Genomic DNA, 18,576 nt, shown 5'->3' on the forward strand with positions numbered 1-18,576 from the left:
ATGATCCGCGTGCTGGTGGCGGAGGATCAGGCGATGGTGCTGGGCGCGCTCGCCGCGCTGCTGGAGATCGAGAGCGACATCCAGGTGGTGGCCCGCGCGCAGGACGGCCGCGAGGCGCTGCTGATGGTGGAGCGCGACGCGCCCGACGTGCTGCTGACCGACATCGAGATGCCCGGGCTGACGGGGCTGGACGTGGCGGCGGAGATCACGCGGCGCGGGCTGCCAACGCGCGTGGTGATCCTGACGACGTTCGCGCGTTCCGGATATCTGCGGCGCGCGCTGGATGCGGGCGCTGCGGGCTATCTGCTCAAGGACAGCCCATCGGACGAACTCGCCAACGCGGTGCGGCGGGTGCATGCGGGCGGCCGCGCGATTGATCCCACGCTGGCGCGAGAGGCGTGGACGGAGAGCGATCCGCTAAGCAGCCGCGAGCGGCAGGTGCTGCGGCTGGCGGCGGACGGGCTGGCGAGCACCGCGATCGCGGCGGAGCTGTTTCTGTCAGACGGGACGGTGCGCAACTATCTGTCGTCGGCGATCTCCAAGATGGGTGCGGCCAACCGCATCGAGGCGGCGCGCGTGGCGCGGGAGAAGGGGTGGTTGTAGGCGGGCTGGCTCGCGGGCGGCCCCCACCCGGGCCGGCACCACCCGCCCACCCTCCCCCAAAAAAGACTGGGGGAGGGTTGTTGGAGGGGACGGTTCGGCGCGGGTGAGCGGATCCGCGCCGCGGACAGTATCCTGAGCGAATGAATCCGCCGCTCAAACAGCGGGAACCCCCGACACCGGCCGCTGGCGCGTCCGGGTCGGGGCTTCAACTGCGTTCGGGATCGGCGAGGATGCCGCAGGCGCAGTCCGCGGAGGCGGACTTCGTGTCTTTCGAGGCGCGGTTTCAACCGCCGGACAATACCCTCCGAACCCGCGCCGCACGTTCCCCGGCACTGAGGTCTCCCTTCCCGCCAAAAGAGCTTTTTGGGGGAAGGGCCGCCGCCCGCGCCGAATGCCGGAACCTCGGCGCAAAGTAAGACGGCCCCCGCGGATCAGTGTCCGCAGGGGCCGTGTTTGTCGCCGTCCGATCCCGATCTACGGGTGCGCGGGGGCGTTGCGCAGAACCATGTCCGCGTACCCGTTGTCGGGGTCGCCGCCGCGCTTCAGCACGCGGTCAACCGTGCCGGGGCCGCGGTTGTAGGCAAGCAGGGCAAGCTCGGTGTCGCCCTCGTACTTGTCCATCAGCTGGTTCAGGTACTTGAACCCGATGCGCAGGTTGGTGCGCTGGTCGCGCAGATCCCGCGGCTGCGTGCCCGGCTTGAGCCAGGCCGCCGTCTTGGGCATCAGCTGCGTGAGGCCCATGGCGCCCACGTGGCTGGTCGCGCTGTTCTTGAACGCGCTCTCGGTGCGCACCAGCCCGAACGCCACGTCCGGGTCGATGTTCTCCTGCAGCGCGATGTCGTAGATGTCCTCCGCCAGCGGCCGCGGGATGTCGTATTCCGAGTACTTCTGCACGTTGCGCTGGATGACCTCGTCGCGCGCCGTGCTCTTGACCTCGGCCGCCTCCACCCGCGCCTGCCGCCACGCCTGGCCCACCGCGTGGTCGGAAAGCACGCGCGGCGCCGTGATCTCCGGCAGCACCGACATCTGGCGCTCGTGCGTGGGATCGTTGCGCATCTCGTTGGCGCGCGCGATGGCCAGCGGCCCCGCGATCCCCGCCACGCCCACGCCCACGATGCCGTACTTGAGCGGCCCGCGGCGGATGCGGTCGAACGAGGTGGGCCCGCGGCTGGGAAGCCGGATGCCCTCGTTTACGCGGCGCGTGCCGGTGACCCGCCGGTCACCGGCGCCGTCAAAGGCGCGGCGGTAGCGCGCGGGCGTCTGCGCCGGCTCACTCGCCGAAGGAAACCGGCGCCGGGTGCGCCCCACCGGGTGCTGCGGTACCGGCGCGGCGGCCTGCCAGGGCATGGGGCGCTTTCGGGAGCTGTGCATCGGCTGACTCTCCTGCTGCTCGGGTTCCTTCATTCCGCTGTCCCACCGCGGTCCGGCAGGGGCCTCCACTCGGTGCACGCTCCGTGCCAGCGGGCACATATGTTTGCGTCCCGCATGGGGTTGCGCCCCGTGTGGAACCGGGGCATGTTGAAGGCGTAGCAACTGCTTGCGGAGGGCCGCTTTCCGGCCTTCCCCGCAACCCCGCGAGGGCCCCGCATGACCTCTCCCGCCCGCTTTCTGCTCTTTGTGGTCCTGGTGATCGTGGGTATCAAGGGATCGGAGCAGCTGTACAGCTACGTGGCCTACCGCGACGAGCGCGCCCTGGTGCGCACGCTGCGCACGGATCTGCAGCAGACCGCCACGGAACTGATCGCCACCCGCGCGCGCTCCGACTCGCTTTCCGCCACCGTCTCGGACGAGGACCGCCGGCTGACCGCGGATCTGAAGTCCCTGCAGCGCTTTTACCGCATGGCCCGTGGCGGCGCGCTGACCCCCGAGGTGTACGCGCAGTGGAACGAGGAGCGCACGCGCTACAACCTGCGGGTGGATGAGCGCAACGCCAGCCTGCGGGAGTGGCAGGAGATCGACGGCCGGCACCGCTCGCTGGCCATGCGCTACAACCTGCTGGCCGACAGCATTCACGGCATTGCCGCGAGGATGGGAGAACCGTACTACCAGGTGCCCAGCGCGCTGGAGGCCGCCCAGGAAGCCGCCCGGCCGGAGCCCTGACCGGCGCTGTTCGATGGATGGCGAACGGGACGATCCACGCGGTCGTCCCGTTTGCGCATCCCCATCCAGCGTATTCACTTCATCGCCGATGACGTCGATCCGCCGCGCGCTTGGACTGCCTGCTCCCGGCGGATGCCGGCGGATTGAATGCGGACGGGCGTGTGATGCGCCAAGTTGGCTCGCAGGAAAGTAGATCCTTCGTCGGCGCCAGAGTTCGGGGCGATGGCCGGCTTCGGCCGGCGCCTCCTCAGGATGACATGTGTTTGGTGTGCAAGCCGTTGTAGTACAAGGGTTTTTCCGTCCGATGAATGGCGCGGGGCCCGGCTTGGCGCCGGAGTGCCGGCAGCTTCGCGCGGCACCACCCCATGTCATCCTGAGGGAGCGTGCGCCGCCCTGTCCCCGGTGCCGAGTCGTGCGCGACCGAAGGATCTACTCTCCCCCCGAGCCAACTGCGCGAGACGCACGACAGTTCGCGGGCAGAAGCGGACCTTCCGCCGGTGCACCGGCGTGGGTGCGAACGAGTCCCATCGCCGGCTCGTCAGCGTGCAGTCTCGGTGCGAATGGACGGGCGGAATCACGGACCGCGAGATGCTGATTCGCGTCTGATCGTTTCCGTTGTACGTTTTGGGAACGCTCCTTGAACGAGTAGCGGCGCATGGCAACCAGACCTCCCCGCGCGCGCACAGCGGCAAAGCCCAAGGAAAAGCCCTGGCGGCGCATCGGCACCCCGGAAGAGGGCTTCAGCTACCTGCGCGGCGATGGCAAGCCGCTGCGCAGCCCCTCCGCGCTCGCCCGCATCCAGAAGCTGGTGATTCCGCCGGCGTGGACGGACGTGCAGATCAGCCCCGACCCCGCCGCCAAGGTGCAGGTCGTGGGCTTCGACACGGCCGGCCGCAAGCAGTACCGCTACCACCCCGATTCCGTCGCCAAGGGCAGCAAGCGCAAGTATCGCAAGCTGCTGCAGTACGCGCGCTCCGTCCCCAAGCTGCGGGAAGAAACGGAGCGCCACCTTTCCGCCGAGGGGCTGGGGCGCGAGCGGGTGCTGGCCCTGGTCGTCCGGCTGATCATGCGCGGCTTCTTTCGCATCGGGAGCGAGCAGTACGCCGTGGCCAACCGCACGTTCGGCATCGCCACGTTGCAGAAGAAGCACCTGAAGATCGACGGCGAGAGCCTGGTCTTTACCTACGTCGGAAAGAAGTCCATCGACCAGCGCATCGTCGTGGCCGACACGCCGCTTGTGGAGGTGATGCACGAAATCCTCACCCTGCCCGGCAAGCGGCTGTTTCAGTACGTGGGCGAGGATGGAAAAACGCACCCGGTGACGGCTTCGGAGGTCAACGGGTACATCAAGCAGATCCTGGGGGCCAAGTACACCTCCAAGGACATCCGCACCTGGGGCGGCACGGTGCGCATGGCCACCATCCTGGCGGACCTGGGCCCGCCGTCCAGCGAGCGTGAGGCCAAGAAGAACGTCGTGCTGGCGTGCAAGCTGGTGAGCACGGAACTGGGCAACACGCCCGCCGTGTGCCGCAGCGCGTACGTCCATCCCGCCGTCATCGAGCGCTACGAGCAGGGCAAGACCATCGCCCCCATGATGCGCGAATCCACGCGGGATGACGAGGAGCCGGGCCGCTACTATCCCGAAGAAGCCGCCCTGATGCGCTTTCTTCAGAAGTGGGGATGAGGCGAGGACGTCATGAAGTCGCGAGACGCAGAGCGGGATCGGGTGGGGCAGGGGCTTTCCTGACCTCCTCCGTCCCCCGTACTCTTGTGCCCTTCTCTCTGCGGCTCTGTGCCTCTGTGTGAGGCCCTTCTTCCCTTTTTGACGGAGTGCGGGGATGGCGGGAATGGTGGAGGTGATGGAGGCGGTGAACGGGGGCGACGCGGACGCGCTCGCGGCGCTGCTGGAGCGCGATCCCGCCGCGGCGGGGCTGGTGGGGGATGAAGGCGCCAGCCCGCTGCTGAACGCGCTCTACCGCGGCCGGCGCGACCTGGCCGAACTGTTCGTGCGGCACGGGCGGGAACTGGATGGATGGGAAGCGGCGGCGATGGGGGATGAGGATCGCCTGCGCGCGCACCTGGAGGCGGATTCCGACCTTCCCGGCCGCCGCACGCACGATGGATGGACGCCGCTGCACCTGTCCGCCTTCTTCGGCCAGCAGGGCACCATGAGGCTGCTGCTGGAGCGCGGCGCCGACCCCAACGCGGTGTCGGAAAACTGGATGCGCAACACGCCGCTGCACGCCGCGCTCAACGGGCCGCTCGCGGCGCACGGGATCGCGGCGCTGATCCGCGCGGGGGCGGACCCCAACGCGCGGCAGAAGGGCGGGTTCGGCCCGCTGCACTCCGCCGCCAACCGCGGCGACGTCGCCATCATGGGCGTGCTGCTGGCGGCGGAGGCGGACCCCAACGCCGCCGCGGACGACGGGCGCACGCCGCTGGACTTTGCGCGCACGGCCGAGCGCGACGAGGCCGTTCGATACCTTCTGGCGCACGGCGCGGAGGAGTGAGCGCCACTTTCCGCCGGGGCACGGGGTACGCCGTCCCAATCGCATCACCTGATCGCAAACGACCCTGAAGTCCGCGGGATGATGTCCATGCAGGTTCGCACCACCGTTCTGATTCCGCTCCTCGCTCTGGCCGCGTGCACGCCGCGCCAGCCGCCGCCCGCACCCGCGCCGGTCCCCATGCCCGCGCCGGTCGTGACGCCGGAAGCCGAGGCGTTCGCCCGCTCGCTGCGCGCGGAAGCCGCCTTCGAGCAGGGGATTGCGCTGGGCCGGCAGAGCCGCTGGAACGAGGCGGCGGACGCGTACCGCGCGTCGCTCACCCTGATGCCCACGGAGCCGCGCTTTCACCTGGCCCTTGCGGAGGCGCTGCTGCAGGGCGGCCGCGAGTGGGAGTCCGCTGACGCGCTTGCCGCCGGCATCCGCGCCGAGGAGGCGCTGCCCAGCCCCAACCATCGCGTGCTGGCGGTGGATTACGAGCGGCTGATCCGCCTTCTCACGCGCCTGAACCGGCTGGATGAGGCGCGCGCCGCGCAGGACCGCCAGAACCAGCACCGCCGCGCCCGCGACCAGGCTCCACCCGAGTGATGTGGCGCGTGCGATGACGAGCAGATAAAAGAGGGACGGCGCCGTGGCGTCGTCCCTCCCTTGCTTCGCGGATGATGGGGAGCGTTCCGGATGGTGTCGTGCGGCCGGAGAGGGCCCCTCCCCCCGGCCCCCTCCACCCGCTCCGCGGGTGAGGGGGAGCCGTTCGGCGCGGCGGAGAGCGCGGCGCGTGTGGCGGACATCGGTGGCGGTTGAAACCGCGGCAACAACGGCGCGAAGTCCGCCTTCGCGGACTGCATCCGCGGGCCCGGCGTGCGCGTCCCGCGCCGGGGCTGCCGCCGGGTCGGTTGAAGCCCCGAACGTGGACGCGTCAGCGGCCGCGTGTCGGGGCTTTGCACTGTTTGAGCGGCGGATTCATTCGCTCTCGATCCTCCGCGGCCCGGACGACACTCTGGTCCTGCTCAGGATCATCTCCCGAACCGTTCCAACTCTATCCGGCCGGCGATCCCCGGGATAGGTCCCGCGCCGAACTCCTCCGTGTGAAACGGCAGTTCATCTTTCCGACGATTTCTGGAGAACCGCCATCACCGGCCCGCAGCGAGTTCCTTCTGGATCAGGGCACGCAGCGCGGGATCGGTCTCCTTTACCGGGCCCACGTGCTTCCATAGCAGCGTCCCGTCGCGCCCGATCAGAAAGGTGTTCGGCACGCCCATGGTGGCATACGTGACGGTGATCTCGCCTTCCGGATCCAGCCACACGGGATAGGTGGCGTTGAAGTCCTTGAGGAACCCGCGGATCGCCGCGTCCTGCCCGCCCTGGTCGATGCTGACGCCCACGACGCGCAGCCCCGCGCCGCTGAACTCGCGGTGCAGCTTTTCCAGCGCGGGGATCTCGTCGCGGCAGGGATGGCACCACGTGGCCCACACGTTCAGCAGCACCGGCGTGCCGCGCAGCGCCTGCAGCGACGCCGGCCCGCCCTCCAGCGGCGTGGCGGCGAACGCCGGGGCCGGCTTGCCGACCACCACCGCGCCGGGAACGCCGGCGCCCTCTTCGCACGCGGCGGCCAGCAGCAGGGCGGGGACGAGCGCCAGGCGGCGAACCCGCGAAGTCAGACGGAGCATCACGATCAATCCCTGGGAACGGTGAGCCGGGCCACGTGCACGGCGGACGGCTTGCCGGACGCGGTCCATGCCAGCACCACGCCGCCGGAATCGCGCGCCATGCGCGGAAAGCCGCTGGAGCGCAGCGTGGCAGAGGTTTCCACGGCGTGCGGCGCGCCCATCCGCCCATCCGCCTCCACGCGGCGGACGCGGAGTTCGCCGCCGCCGCCGGAGGCCGCGCGCTCCATCCAGCTGACCACCGCCGCGCCGCCGTCAATCATCTTCACATCCACGTGCCCCTCGGGGTTGCCGCCGTCGATCCGCACCGGCGCCCCGAAGGTCGCGCCGGCGTCGGTGGACAGGGCGAGCTTCACCTGCCGCGCATCGTTGGCGCCGGTGAACCACGCCACCACCACGCGGTCGCCCTGCGCATCGGCGCGGGGGCCGTTCACCGGGCAGGCGTCGATCTTCCATCCATCCCGCGCCACGGGAACGCCCGGCGTCCACACCCCGTTCACCCGCCGCGTCACGTAGATGTCGCGCACCTCGTCCGGCGAGCGGTCGCGGTACACGACCAGCGGGCCGCGGGCCGTCATCGCCATCCCCGTCTGGCAGCAGTCGCAGATGCGCTCGTCCACCGGCCGCTCCGGCGAGACGGTGCCGTCCGGGCGGATGAAGGCGGCCATCAGCATCGTTTCCTTGGCGCCGCTCCCCGCGTACTTGCGCCCGTCCAGCCACACCATTCCCGCGGAATCCGCCGCTTCCGGCCACAGCGACACGAAGCCGTGCTCCGCCGCCACGCCGTCGCGGTGCGGCACCACGCCCTTCGACCAGGTGACGCCGCCGTCCGGCGAGACGGCCACGCGGATGTCGTACGCAAACCCCTTCCCCGGCCGCTTCTGCAGCCAGTGCGCGGCCATTCGCCCGCCCGGCATGGCCGACAGGGTGGGGAAGTCCGCCCAGTTCACCATCATGTCCGTGCTCTTGGCCACGGTGTGCGGCGCGGACCAGCGGTCGCCCTGCAGCGTGGACATGCGCAGGCGGTGCATTCCGCCTTCGCCCGGTTCCAGCCACGACAGGTGCACGCGGCCGTCCTCGCCTACGGCCAGGCTGGGCTCTCCGCTCCCCGGCGCGGCGGGGGAGGGAAGCATGCGCACCGGCGCCGGCGCCGCAGCGGCCGTAGTCTTGTCGCCGCCGGTTTCCGCGCAGGCGGCCAGCAGGGCCAGCGCGGCGGCGGCGATCGCCGCGCGGCGCGAAAGGTCAGTCGGGTGCATCCACCGTCAGGTCAAAGGAGTGAAAGGCGCGGCCCACCATCAGCGTCAAGCCCACGCATCCGCCCAGCACCACCAGCCCCGCCGCGATCCCGGCGGGAACGCGGCCGCCCGCGAAGGAGGCCAGCCACGCCGCGCCGCCGGCCAGGGCCCCGATCAGCCCCACGGTCAGCAGCTTAAGGATCATCTTGAAGAGTTGCCGTCCCGCGAAGCCGGACTGCACCGATCCATCGCCGTTGACGCGAAAGGGAAAGAGCAGGAACAGCCAGTTCTCCATCGCCACCGCCAGCCACGCCACGGGAGCCGCCATCACGGCGGCCGCGGTCATCAGCAGCGGGTTCACGTTTCCGTTCTCCCACGCCGCGGCGCCCGCCAGCATCAGCAGGTTCACCAGCGCCACGATGGCCGCGGCGGTGAAGATCTCGCCCAGCGCGACCGCGGAAGGCGAGAGCGGGAGCGAGCGCAGGTACGCCATGCGGTCCGCGTCGCGCCGGAAGTCGATGTTGAAGCTGTTGCTGGCCAGGAGGGGAAACACGAAGACCAGCGCCATCAGCGAGGTTCCCAGCGGCCCGCGCTCCCCCGGCTCCGCCCCCAGCCCCGGCATGACGACGGTGTAGAAGAACGACACCGCGGCAAAGAACGCCAGGAGCAGCAGCGCGTTCAGCCCGCGCCCCAGTTCGTACAGCTGGCGGCGGGCCAGCGGCGCGGCGCGGCCCAGAAAGGCGAGCGCCGGCACCGGGACTCTGCGATGCGACGGCTTTCCCGCCACGGTCGCGCCGCCGCGCCGCATCCGCGCCCGGCGCAGCTGCGCAAAGCGGCGTTCGCTGCTCACCAGCGACCGCTCGCGGTAGTCCACCGGCAGCTGCACCGCCAGGGCCGCGGTGAGGCCCACGGTCAGCGCGGCGACGGCGCCCCACGCCAGCACGCCCGCCGCCGTGGTGGCGGCGAACGTTTCGGCAAAGGGCCGCAGCGGCAGGCTGATGATCCGCAGCGCGGGCGAGGCCAGGAACTCCGCGGCCGCGTTCCCCCCGCCCACCACGCGCGCGCGGCGGTACACGCCGAGCCCGGCCAGGAGCACGCCCGCGATCACCAGCGGCTTGAGCAGGCGGCGCAGCGCGGGCGGAGTGCGGTCGCCCACGCCGATGCGCAGCTGCGCCGTAAGCGTGGTCGCCGCCTGCATGAAGAGGATGGAGAGCGGAACGGCGACGAACGGCGCGTACGGCAGCGGCGCCAGACGGATGCTGACCAGCGCGAAGTACAGGCCGGCGAACGCCTGCCCCCACGCGCGGCTCACCAGCATGTACAGCATCGTTTCCCGCCGGCCGAGCGGCGCGGGAAAGAGAAAGGTGACCTCCGGCGGCCAGAAGAACGGCGCCTCCGACATCACCACGCCGCCCAGCGTGAACACGAACAGGAACAGGCCGAAGGTCTGCACCGCCGTGTCGTGCGGAGGGGGCGGCGAGTTCATCATCAACAGCGACGTGATCTGGCCGCCCACGATGAGGACGGTAAAGACCGCGCCGGCCAGCGTGGTCAGCGCGCCGCGGGTGGTGCGCATGCGCCGGAAGGTGCGCCGCCACACGCCGCGGACGCTCGCCCACGCCAGGTACCGCAGCCCGGGATTCACGCCGGCGTCCCCGGCGCGGCGTCTTCCGTCAGGTGAAAGAAGATGTCTTCCAGCGACGCGGCCTCGCCCAGTTCGGCGGCGTAGCGGGCGCGCAGGTCGTCGCGCGAGCCGTGAAAGAGCATCCGCCCCAGCCGCACCACCAGGAACGAGGTGCACAATCCCTCGATCTGCCCCAGCAGGTGCGACGACAGCATCACCGCGCATCCGGCGGCGGCGCGGCGGCGGATGGTGTCGTACAGGGTGCGGATGCCGCGCGGGTCCAGCCCGGTGAGCGGCTCGTCCAGCAGCAGCACGGCGGGGTCGTGCAGCAGCGCGCAGGCCACCGCCACCTTCTGCCGCATCCCGCGCGACAGTTCGTCCGCCATGCTGTCGCGCCGGTCGATCAGCTCCAGCTCCGTCAGCAGCCGCTCGCCGGGCGCGCGCCAGTCGCGCACGCCGTACACGCGCGCGGTAAAGTCCAGGTGCTCCCACACCGTCAGGCTGGAAAACAGCTGCGGCTCGTCGGGGATCAGGGCCAGGCGGCGCTTGGCCTGGATGGGCTCGCGCGCCAAGTCGTGCCCGCCGATCAGGATGCGGCCCGCCGTCGCCGGGTGGATGCCGGCCAGGGCGCGCAGTGTCGTCGTCTTCCCGGCGCCGTTGGGGCCCACGAGACCCACGATCTCCCCTCCCTGGACGGAAAAGGTGAGGTCGTCGACGGCGACGCGCCCCTCGTACTGCTTGGTGAAGCCCTGGACTTCAATCATTCGCGTTCCCTTCAGCGCGGCGCCGCGGGGCGCCCGCCGGGGTTCCACTGGGGGCGCGGGCCGTCCGCCAGCGTGCGAACCGCGGTGATGGCCGCCTGCGTGAGAGCCGCGACGTGCGGATAGTCGATGCGCCCGGCCTCATCCCCCGCGTGGTGGTAGTCCGTGTGCAGGTTGAAGGACGAGATGACGTGCGCCGGCACGCCCACCCGCGCGAACGGCGTGTTGTCGCTCCGCTCGAAGAAGTTCTGCGCGGGGCGCGGATCGGGCACCAGCGGCACCCCCGCCGCGGCGAGCGACGCGCCCACGGTGCTGCGGTCGAAGCCGGTCAGCCAGCCGCGCCCGGGGCCGCCCGCCAGCGAGTCCGGCCGGCCGATCATCTCCACGAACAGCCCGGCCGCGGTCTGCTCGATGGGCACCACGGGGTGCTGCAGGTACCAGCGCGTTCCCAGCATTCCCACTTCCTCGCCGGTGGCAAAGAAGAGGATGACGGTGCGCCGCGCCGGGCGGGCACGCAACGCGCGGGCGATCTCCAGGACGGCGACCGTGCCGCTGGCGTCGTCGTCTGCCCCGTTGTAGATGCTGTCGCCGTTTTCCGCGCGGCCGATGCCCAGGTGGTCGTAGTGCGCGCCCACGATGACGGCCTCGCTCGCCAGCGCGGGGTCGCTGCCGGGAATGCGCGCGACCACGTTGTACGCCTGCCGCGCGCGCCCGGCGGGAAGCCGCGCCAGGGCGTCCATCGTGGTCAGGCGCAGGCGGCGCCCGGCGGGGTCCGCGCTGTCCACCTCGATGGGGACCACCTGGTAGTAGCCCATGTCGCCGGCGGGCTCCACGCCCATGGCGCGCAGGCGGCCGGACAGGTAGACGGCGGCGCGCATTCCGCCCTCCGTACCCGTGCGGCGGCCCTGCATGCTGTCGGCGGCCAGGTCAAAGAGCGCGGTGCGCACGTCCTGCACCCGCACGGCGCCGCTGGCGGGCGTTGCGGCGGGGGTGGATGCGGTGGCGGACGGGCGGGCGCACGCGGCGGACGAGAACGCGAGCGCGGCGAAGACGGTCCTTCGCAGGGGAAGGCGGCGCATGGAATGCACGGGGGTCGCGCGTGAGGAAAGCAGGGCGATGCGGAGCACCGTCCAATATGCCCGGCCGACGGGGAAGCGGCAACGTACCGTGTGGTCCGCCGCTCCGTTGAACTGCATCTCACGCGGAGGCCGCGGGGGTTCGCGGAGGTCGCGGGGAGAACCGGCCGTCCTGTCGGCTTCCGCCGGAAGGCGCGGGGAGAACCGGCCGCTCCGCCAGCTTCCGCCGGAAAGGCGTCATCCTGAGGGAGCGTGCGACGGCCTCTCCGCCGCGCCGGGGTCATGCGCGACCGAAGGATCTACTTTCCCGCCGAGCCAACGTCGCGACACGCACGCCCGTTCTCGCGGGGAGAGCAGATCCTTCGCCGGCGCCAAGGTTCGGCGTCGCGGCAGGTGCGTGCGGCGCCTTCTCAGGATGACGCCTTGCGGCGTGAGCCGTCCTGGGACCGATCTGAGCCAGTATGGACTGGTTTCTCACCACCCTTCCTGGATGACGAGGGGGTGATGGGCGGAACCCCGGTGGTGCCCGGGAGAGTGCCTCCGGCCGCTGTTCCTCTGCTCCTCCGCTGCTCTGCGTGATCCATCTCCCGATGTTGAAACTCCCGGCGGGCGGGACGCGTAGGGTGGCCACGAGAGGTTGGGGCAGTGACACCAGACCGGAGATCAACTCATGTTCTTTCTGATCAGCGTGGCGGCGGCCGTTGCGGCGAGCGCCTTTGGATATCTGCAGGCCCGCAAGTTCGTTCGTGGCCGTCTTGCGTACGTGGACGCGGTGCAGCGCGGATACGCCCCGATCATCGCGGGTGTGGCGGCGTTCGCCATCGGCCTTCCCGTGGTGGGCCTGCTGCCCATCGTGGGCGGCGGCACGGCGCTGCTCTTTGGCGCCGGCGTGGGCACCGGCGTGGCCGCGGGCGCCAAGGACACCCGCCTGCGCCGCCTGCGCGCCTGATTCAGCCCTGCCCCGGCACCCGGCGGCGCCCTCCCAACCGGAGGGCGCCGCCGCTGCATCTGGCTCTTTCCACGGTGAGCACGGCTCAATTCCCGCCGTCTCGCATCTGTCGCGCCCGCCGCCGCATGGCTAGGTTGCCGCGCTTGAACGCAGGCGCTCTCCCTCAACCGCAGTGAACGGGCGATGACGGACGGACGTGTTTCGACAATGGCGGCGGGGCTGATCGGCTCCGAAATCCTGAAGATCGCGGCCGACATCCGCGCGCGGGTGGCGCAGGGCGAGCAGATCTGCAACCTGACCGTGGGCGACTTTTCCCCCGCGGAGTTCCGCATTCCCGAGTACCTGGAGCGGGAAATCGGCGTGGCGCTGGCCGCGGGCGAAACCAACTATCCGCCGGCGGACGGCATGCTGCCGCTGCGGCAGGCGGTCGCCGCGTTCCTGCAGCGCTGGCTTGGGCTGGAGTACCCGCTGGAATCGGTGCTCATCACCGCCGGCTCGCGCCCGGGCATCTACTCGGTCTTTACCGCCATTGTGGATCCGGGCGACGTGGTGGTGTACCCCGTCCCCTCGTGGAACAACAACCACTACATCCACATGTCCGGCGCGCGCGGCGTGCCGGTGGTGTGCCATGCGGAGAACGCCTTTCTCCCCACGCGCGCGCTGCTGGAGGATGCGGTGCGCGGCGCGCGGCTGCTGGCGCTGAACTCGCCGCTGAACCCCTGCGGCACCGCGTTCACCGCCGAGGCGCTGGGCGAAATCTGCGACCTGGTGCTGGAAGAGAACGCCCGCCGCGGCCCGGATGAGCGTCCGCTGTACGTGATGTACGATCAGGTGTACTGGATGCTGACCTTTGGCGACACGCAGCATGTGAATCCGGTGTCGCTGCGCCCCGCCATGCGCGACTACACCATCTTCGTGGATGGCATCAGCAAGTCGTTCGCGGCCACGGGCGTGCGGGTGGGCTGGACGGTGGGGCCGGCGGACGTGACGGGGCGGATGGCGAGCATTCTGGGCCACGTGGGCGCCTGGGCGCCGCGCGCGGAGCAGATCGCCACGGCCAGGCTGCTGGACGCCACCGACGAGATCCGCGCGTACCACAAGGAGATGTTCCGCGGGGTAGAGGACCGGCTTGACGCGCTGTACGACGGGATCGAGGCGCTTGCCGGGCAGGGCTTTCCCGTGCACGCCATCACCCCCATGGGCGCCATCTACCTGAGCGCTCGCTTTGCGCTGCACGGGTGGAAGACGCCGGCGGGCCAAGTGCTGCAGACCAACGAGCAGATCCGGCAGTACCTGCTGGAATCCGCCGGGCTGGCCGTGGTGCACTTTCAGGCGTTCGGGTTTCAGGAGGAGAGCGGATGGTTCCGCCTGTCCGTTGGCGCCACCTCCGTCGCGGAGATCCAGCCGATGCTGGTTCGGCTCACGTCGGCGCTGCAGGCGCTGACGCCGCCGTAGGGGCCCTCACCCCGCGTGCTGCGCACGACGACCCTCTCCCACGAACAGATGTGGGAGAGGGAGCACACCCCAGTCCGGCGCGGGGGAGACTGTGGTGTGCGCCGCGGACGCTCGTCCGGCGGTTGAAACCGCGCCTCGAACCACACGAAGTCCGCCTCCGCGGACTGCACCCTCGGCATTGTCGCCGGTCCCGAATGCAGTTGAAGCCCCGACACGACGCCTGTGGGCGTCGTGTCGGGGCTTCCCGCTTTTGGAGCGGCGGATTTATTCGCCCACCAAAATCCGCGCACGCGCCAGTCTTCGCCTGACCTGCCGCCCCCATCCGCCCGTCAACAACCCTCCCCAGTCTTTTTTGGGGGAGGGTGGGCGAGTAATGCGAGCCCGGGTGGGGGCCGCCCGCGAACTCCGCCGCCCCGCCTCGACCCATCCCCCCGAAGTCAGTTCCCCGCGGGCGCTGTCGGCGTCGCTGGGGCCGCCGGAGTTGGTGCCGCCGGCCGGACCGCCTCCGGCACGAGCGACACCTGCACGAACCTCCGCGGATCCAGAAACAGCCGCGCCGCGTCGCGCACCTGCGCCGTCGTGAGCGACCCGGAAAGCGGCGCGTCGTCGATGCCGCGCACGTCCCACCCCAGGCGGTCGTACTCCATCAGCGTATACAGCCAGAAGGAGTTTTCGCGGACCGACACTTCCTTCTCCCGCCGCTGCGCCTCGCGCACCTTATCCACCACGTCCGCCGGCACGCCGCCGGCGCGAACCGTGTCGATCTCGGCGAACACGACGCGCGTCAGTTCATCCACCCGCTCCGGCGCACTCCCGAACTCGATGGACACCGTGGCCAGCGGCACCGGATCGCGCGACAGGCTGGCCCCCACGCTCACGCTGTAGGTGCCGCCCAGCGACTCGCGCAGCTTCTCTCGCAGGCGAATCTCCAGCGCATCCGCCAGGCTCGCCGCCGCCGCCCGGTTCTCGCGCGAGAACGGCGCCGGTCCGGTAAAGACGATCGCCGTGCGCGCCGACGGCTCCAGGCCGCGCCGGATCGTCCGCCGCACGATTCCCGCCGGCGGCCGCACGCCCCGGTCGCGCGCCGATTCCGGCGTTCCCGTGCCGGGCAGGCTGGCCAGGTAGCGCTCCACCAGGGGCCGCAGCGAGTCCGGGCGCAGGTTGCCCACGAAGTAGAAGGTGAACCCGCCCGCATCCGCGAAGCGCTGGCGGTAGATGGCCAGCGAACGGTCCAGATCCAGCGAGTCGAAGGTGGCCATGGAGTACGGGCGCGAACGGACGTCGTTCTGCGCCAGGATGGCCCTGAGGCTGTCGCCGAACGCGCTCTGCGGCGTGACGGTGCGGTTGCGCAGCGCCTCGCGCCCGCGCTGAAGGTACGCCTGCCACGCGACCGTATCCCGCCGCGGCTGGGTAAAGTAGAGGTGGACGAGCTGAAACAGCGTTTCCACGTCGCGGGGGGCGGCCAGGCCGCTCATCCCTTCCTCCCGCTCGCCGACGAACGAGCCCACGCCCGCCACCTTTCCCGTCAGCCGCCGCTGCAGTTCCGTCACGCTCAGCTGGCCCACGCCCGCGAGCTGCACCGCCGTGGTGGCCGCCTGGCCGGCGCGGAACAGGCTGTCCGGCAGCAGCGACGTGCCACCCGGGCTCAGGGCGGCAAACAGGATCTGGTCATCCGAAAAGTCCGTGGGCTTCAGCACCACGTGCGCGCCGTTGCTCAGCGTCCACCGCGTGATTCCGGCCTCGGGCACGCTGTCCTCCGCCACCACGCGGCCGGGTTCCGGCATGCGGGCCAGCAGCGGGGCGTCGCTCGAGGTCTCCACAAAGGGCGACACCTCGGCCGAGGCGACGGAATCCATCACCGCCGCCAGGCGCTGCTCGGTGGGCCGGGGCGCGCCCTCGCCGCCGGGCGCGGTGACGAGCACCACACGGTCCCGCGCATCCACAAAGCGCTGCGCGGCCGCCTGCACCTCCGCTGGCGTAATCCGGGAGATGAGCGCGCGGTTGATGTTGTACTCGTCGTCCAGCGAGCGCAGCGCGCCGCCCTGCAGAAAGTGGCCTACGTACTGGCCGGTGAACTGGCCGCTGGTGGTCTTGGCGCGCTCGGCGTAGATCTGCTCCCAGCTGCGCAGCGACTGCGTGCGCTCGCGCCCAAGTTCATCCGCCGTAAAGCCGTACCGCGCCGCGCGACGCAGTTCCGTGAGCATGGCGGCCAGGCCGCGTTCCGCGCCGCCCTGGGCCACGGACGCGTTCAGCGAAAACGTCGCGATTGGCCGGAGCGACCCGCCCAGGTACGAACTCACGTTCAGGAACGGCGCGCCGGGCTGCAGGCTGATGTCGTTCATCCGCTCGCCGATGATCCCCGCGAACATGGATTCGGCGACGGCGCGGCGGTACGCGGCCAGCGAGGTGTCGCGGGGCGCGGGGCGGTACCAGTTGATGCTGACGGCCGTGGACGGAAGCTCGGGATCGACCGTGACCTGCGTGCGCGTGCTGTCGCGTTCCGGGATGGTGGACGGCGTGCGCTCCGGCGTTCCCGCGGAGCGCGGGATGGCGCCGAACTCCTCGCGGATCATGGCTTCTACCGCGCGCGCGTCAAAATCGCCCACGGCCACCACGGCCATCAGCTCCGGGCGGTACCAGTCGTGGTAGAAGCGTCGCAGCGCCTCGGGCTTGAACGTCCGCAGCAGCTCTGGGTCGCCGATGGGAAGCCGGTCGGCGTAGCGCGATCCGGCGTAGAGGAACGGGTACTGGCGGTCGCTGATGCGCGATCCCGCACCCAGCCGGCGCCGCCACTCCTCCAGCACCACGCCGCGCTCGGCGTCGATCTCCGCGGAATCCAGCGAGATGCCCGTCGCCCAGTCGCGCAGAATCCGCATTCCCGTGCCGACCAGCGCCGCGCTATCCGTGGGCAGCTGCAGCATGTAGACGGTTTCGTCGAAACTGGTGTAGGCGTTGATATCGGGCCCGAAGCGCATGCCCGCGCGCTCCAGGTAGTCGACGATTTCGTGCTTGGCGAAGCGGCGGGTGCCGTTGAACGCCATGTGCTCCAGAAAGTGCGCGAGTCCGCGCTGGTCCTGCTCTTCAAGGACGGACCCGGCGTTCACCACGAGGCGCAGTTCGGCGCGGGCGCGGGGCTCGGCGTTGCGGCGCACGTAGTAGACAAGGCCGTTGGGCAGCGTGTCGGTGATGACCGCCGTGTCGCCGGTGAGCTGCGGCCGCAGCGCCTGCTCCGTGCTGTCCGGCTGGACGACCGTGTCAGCAACGGATTCGCCGCCGCCGCTCGTGGATGCCGGAATCTGCGTGGACGGGCGGGCGCAGGCGCCGAGCAGGAGCACGGCGGCAATGGAAAGATGATGGATGCGCGTAATCATGCGTGTGCGGTGAAAAGGCCTGGGGAGAGCGATTCAAGTTTCTGTGGATCAACAGCTTGCGCCCGTGATAGCGGCGCCCGCGGGCACAGGTTCCCTCCCGGGCGCCGCGGTGGGAATCCGCTTCAGAATGACGGATTCGGGGCGCATGGCAAGGGGGGCAGCCCAGACGCTTCATCCTGAGCGGTGTTGAGAGATTCGGCTGGCCAGAACTCCTCACACGCGCACGCCTTTTGAGAGCGTATCGAGAAACGGCCCGCAACCCGTCTCTCCCGCCAACCACGCCGGTGGGCGTACGTACGGCATTCGCACGGCTTTGCGCCGCGAGGCGTCATCCTGAGGGAGCGTGCGCCGCCCTCTCCGTCGCGCCGAATCCTGCGCGACCGAAGGATCTACCATCCGCCGAGCCAACGGCGCGTAACGCACGCCCGTTCTCGCGGGGAAAGCAGATCCTTCGTCGGCGCCAAGGCCCGGCAGGTCGGCTGCCTCATCCGGCGCCTTCTCAGGATGACGCCAAGGGCGCCTGACATGATGATGCAGCCCCAGATGCTGTCATCCCCAAGGAGTCAGAGGTGGAGCGCTGACGAGAGTCGGTGGAGGCGAATCGGCGCGGGTGAAAAGGCAGAGGGCGCGGCGGGCGGGGATCGGCCCGGCGGTTGAAACCGCGCCTCGAAGGACACGAAGTCCGCCTGCGCGGACTGCGCCGGAAGCATCGCCGCGAGAACGAAAACGCCCCGCGTCCGGCAGTCGGATGCGGGGCGTTGCCGTTGATCAGCGGGCCCATCGAGAGAACGTGGAGGCAGACCCGAACCACGGCCCGGAGCCGCGCCGCATCCACCTATTCCCTATTCCCTATTCCCTGTCCCTCGCCGTTCATGAACTCCGGAATCTCCCGCACCAGCCGCTGCGTGTCCACCGGCTTCACCCAGTACGCGGCGCACCCGGCGTCCAGGCAGGCGCGGCGGTCGGCGTCCTCGTCGCGGCCGGTGAGCGCCACCACCGGCGCCGAGGCGGTCGCGGGGTCGGCCTTGAGGTGGCGAACGACCTGAACACCGGTCATGTCCGGCAGCCCCATGTCCAGAATCACCAGGTCCGGCAGCCGCTCCGCCGCCATCCGCAGCGCGTCGCCGCCGTTGGCCGCGCCGCGCACCTCGTACCCCGCGTCTTCCAGCAGAATGGTGAAGGCGGTGCGGATGGGATCGCTGTCTTCCACCAGCAGAATGCTGCGCGCCATGCC

15 protein-coding genes are annotated in these 18,576 nt (G+C 70.6%); 7 read left to right on the forward strand and 8 right to left on the reverse strand.

Annotated elements, in window-relative coordinates; genetic code table 11:
* On the forward strand, window positions 1-603 hold the full coding sequence (locus tag HNQ61_RS18685) for a response regulator transcription factor (protein WP_170032240.1): 603 nt from the start codon (window positions 1-3) through the stop codon (window positions 601-603).
* A 474-nt stretch (window positions 604-1,077) separates the two neighbouring features.
* Here the strand turns inward: HNQ61_RS18685 and HNQ61_RS18690 are convergent, their stop codons facing one another.
* Window positions 1,078-1,974, reverse strand: coding sequence for a lytic transglycosylase domain-containing protein (locus HNQ61_RS18690; protein ID WP_170032237.1), 897 nt, complete (start codon window positions 1,972-1,974; stop codon window positions 1,078-1,080).
* 216 nt (window positions 1,975-2,190) lie between these two features.
* Between HNQ61_RS18690 and HNQ61_RS18695 the strand changes: the two genes are divergently transcribed.
* The 4 genes from HNQ61_RS18695 (at window position 2,191) to HNQ61_RS18710 (ending at window position 5,795) form a co-directional block, all read left to right on the forward strand.
* A complete protein-coding gene (locus HNQ61_RS18695; RefSeq protein WP_170032234.1) occupies window positions 2,191-2,703 on the forward strand; it encodes a hypothetical protein in 513 nt (170 codons plus the stop codon).
* A 655-nt stretch (window positions 2,704-3,358) separates the two neighbouring features.
* Window positions 3,359-4,387, forward strand: coding sequence for a DNA topoisomerase IB (locus tag HNQ61_RS18700; RefSeq protein WP_170032231.1), 1,029 nt, complete (start codon window positions 3,359-3,361; stop codon window positions 4,385-4,387).
* A gap of 154 nt (window positions 4,388-4,541) precedes the next feature.
* Window positions 4,542-5,213, forward strand: coding sequence for an ankyrin repeat domain-containing protein (locus HNQ61_RS18705; RefSeq protein ID WP_170032228.1), 672 nt, complete (start codon window positions 4,542-4,544; stop codon window positions 5,211-5,213).
* 87 nt (window positions 5,214-5,300) lie between these two features.
* A complete protein-coding gene (locus HNQ61_RS18710) occupies window positions 5,301-5,795 on the forward strand; it encodes a hypothetical protein (RefSeq protein WP_170032226.1) in 495 nt (164 codons plus the stop codon).
* A gap of 542 nt (window positions 5,796-6,337) precedes the next feature.
* Here HNQ61_RS18710 and HNQ61_RS18715 read toward each other — a convergent pair.
* Genes HNQ61_RS18715 through HNQ61_RS18735 form a run of 5 tightly spaced genes read right to left on the reverse strand, consistent with a single transcriptional unit; the run spans window position 6,338 to window position 11,618 of the window.
* The gene (locus HNQ61_RS18715) at window positions 6,338-6,874 is read right to left on the reverse strand and encodes a TlpA family protein disulfide reductase (RefSeq protein ID WP_170032223.1); all 537 of its coding nucleotides are present in this window, start codon (window positions 6,872-6,874) and stop codon (window positions 6,338-6,340) included.
* A gap of 5 nt (window positions 6,875-6,879) precedes the next feature.
* The gene (locus HNQ61_RS18720; protein WP_170032220.1) at window positions 6,880-8,127 is read right to left on the reverse strand and encodes a sialidase family protein; all 1,248 of its coding nucleotides are present in this window, start codon (window positions 8,125-8,127) and stop codon (window positions 6,880-6,882) included.
* Window positions 8,114-9,751 (reverse strand): putative ABC exporter domain-containing protein, encoded by a 1,638-nt coding sequence (locus tag HNQ61_RS18725; RefSeq protein WP_170032217.1) that lies wholly within the window; start codon window positions 9,749-9,751, stop codon window positions 8,114-8,116. The genes HNQ61_RS18720 and HNQ61_RS18725 overlap by 14 nt, the downstream gene beginning before the upstream one ends.
* The gene (locus HNQ61_RS18730; protein ID WP_170032213.1) at window positions 9,748-10,494 is read right to left on the reverse strand and encodes an ABC transporter ATP-binding protein; all 747 of its coding nucleotides are present in this window, start codon (window positions 10,492-10,494) and stop codon (window positions 9,748-9,750) included. The genes HNQ61_RS18725 and HNQ61_RS18730 overlap by 4 nt, the downstream gene beginning before the upstream one ends.
* Before the next feature lie 11 nt (window positions 10,495-10,505).
* The gene (locus HNQ61_RS18735) at window positions 10,506-11,618 is read right to left on the reverse strand and encodes a M20/M25/M40 family metallo-hydrolase (RefSeq protein WP_205761205.1); all 1,113 of its coding nucleotides are present in this window, start codon (window positions 11,616-11,618) and stop codon (window positions 10,506-10,508) included.
* Window positions 11,619-12,237: 619 nt separating this feature from the next.
* On the opposite strand from HNQ61_RS18735, the gene HNQ61_RS18740 reads away from it, so the two are divergent.
* Both HNQ61_RS18740 and HNQ61_RS18745 read left to right on the forward strand, forming a co-directional pair.
* Window positions 12,238-12,516, forward strand: a complete 279-nt coding sequence (locus HNQ61_RS18740; RefSeq protein WP_170032207.1) for a hypothetical protein — start codon at window positions 12,238-12,240, stop codon at window positions 12,514-12,516.
* 183 nt (window positions 12,517-12,699) lie between these two features.
* The gene (locus HNQ61_RS18745; protein ID WP_205761204.1) at window positions 12,700-13,971 is read left to right on the forward strand and encodes a pyridoxal phosphate-dependent aminotransferase; all 1,272 of its coding nucleotides are present in this window, start codon (window positions 12,700-12,702) and stop codon (window positions 13,969-13,971) included.
* Window positions 13,972-14,408: 437 nt separating this feature from the next.
* Here the strand turns inward: HNQ61_RS18745 and HNQ61_RS18750 are convergent, their stop codons facing one another.
* Both HNQ61_RS18750 and HNQ61_RS18755 read right to left on the reverse strand, forming a co-directional pair.
* Window positions 14,409-17,342 (reverse strand): M16 family metallopeptidase, encoded by a 2,934-nt coding sequence (locus HNQ61_RS18750; protein ID WP_170032204.1) that lies wholly within the window; start codon window positions 17,340-17,342, stop codon window positions 14,409-14,411.
* Between the two features lie 835 nt (window positions 17,343-18,177).
* A complete protein-coding gene (locus HNQ61_RS18755) occupies window positions 18,178-18,573 on the reverse strand; it encodes a response regulator (protein WP_170032200.1) in 396 nt (131 codons plus the stop codon).
* Window positions 18,574-18,576: the final 3 nt, after the last annotated feature.

Source organism: Longimicrobium terrae (assembly GCF_014202995.1).
Taxonomy (GTDB): domain Bacteria; phylum Gemmatimonadota; class Gemmatimonadetes; order Longimicrobiales; family Longimicrobiaceae; genus Longimicrobium; species Longimicrobium terrae.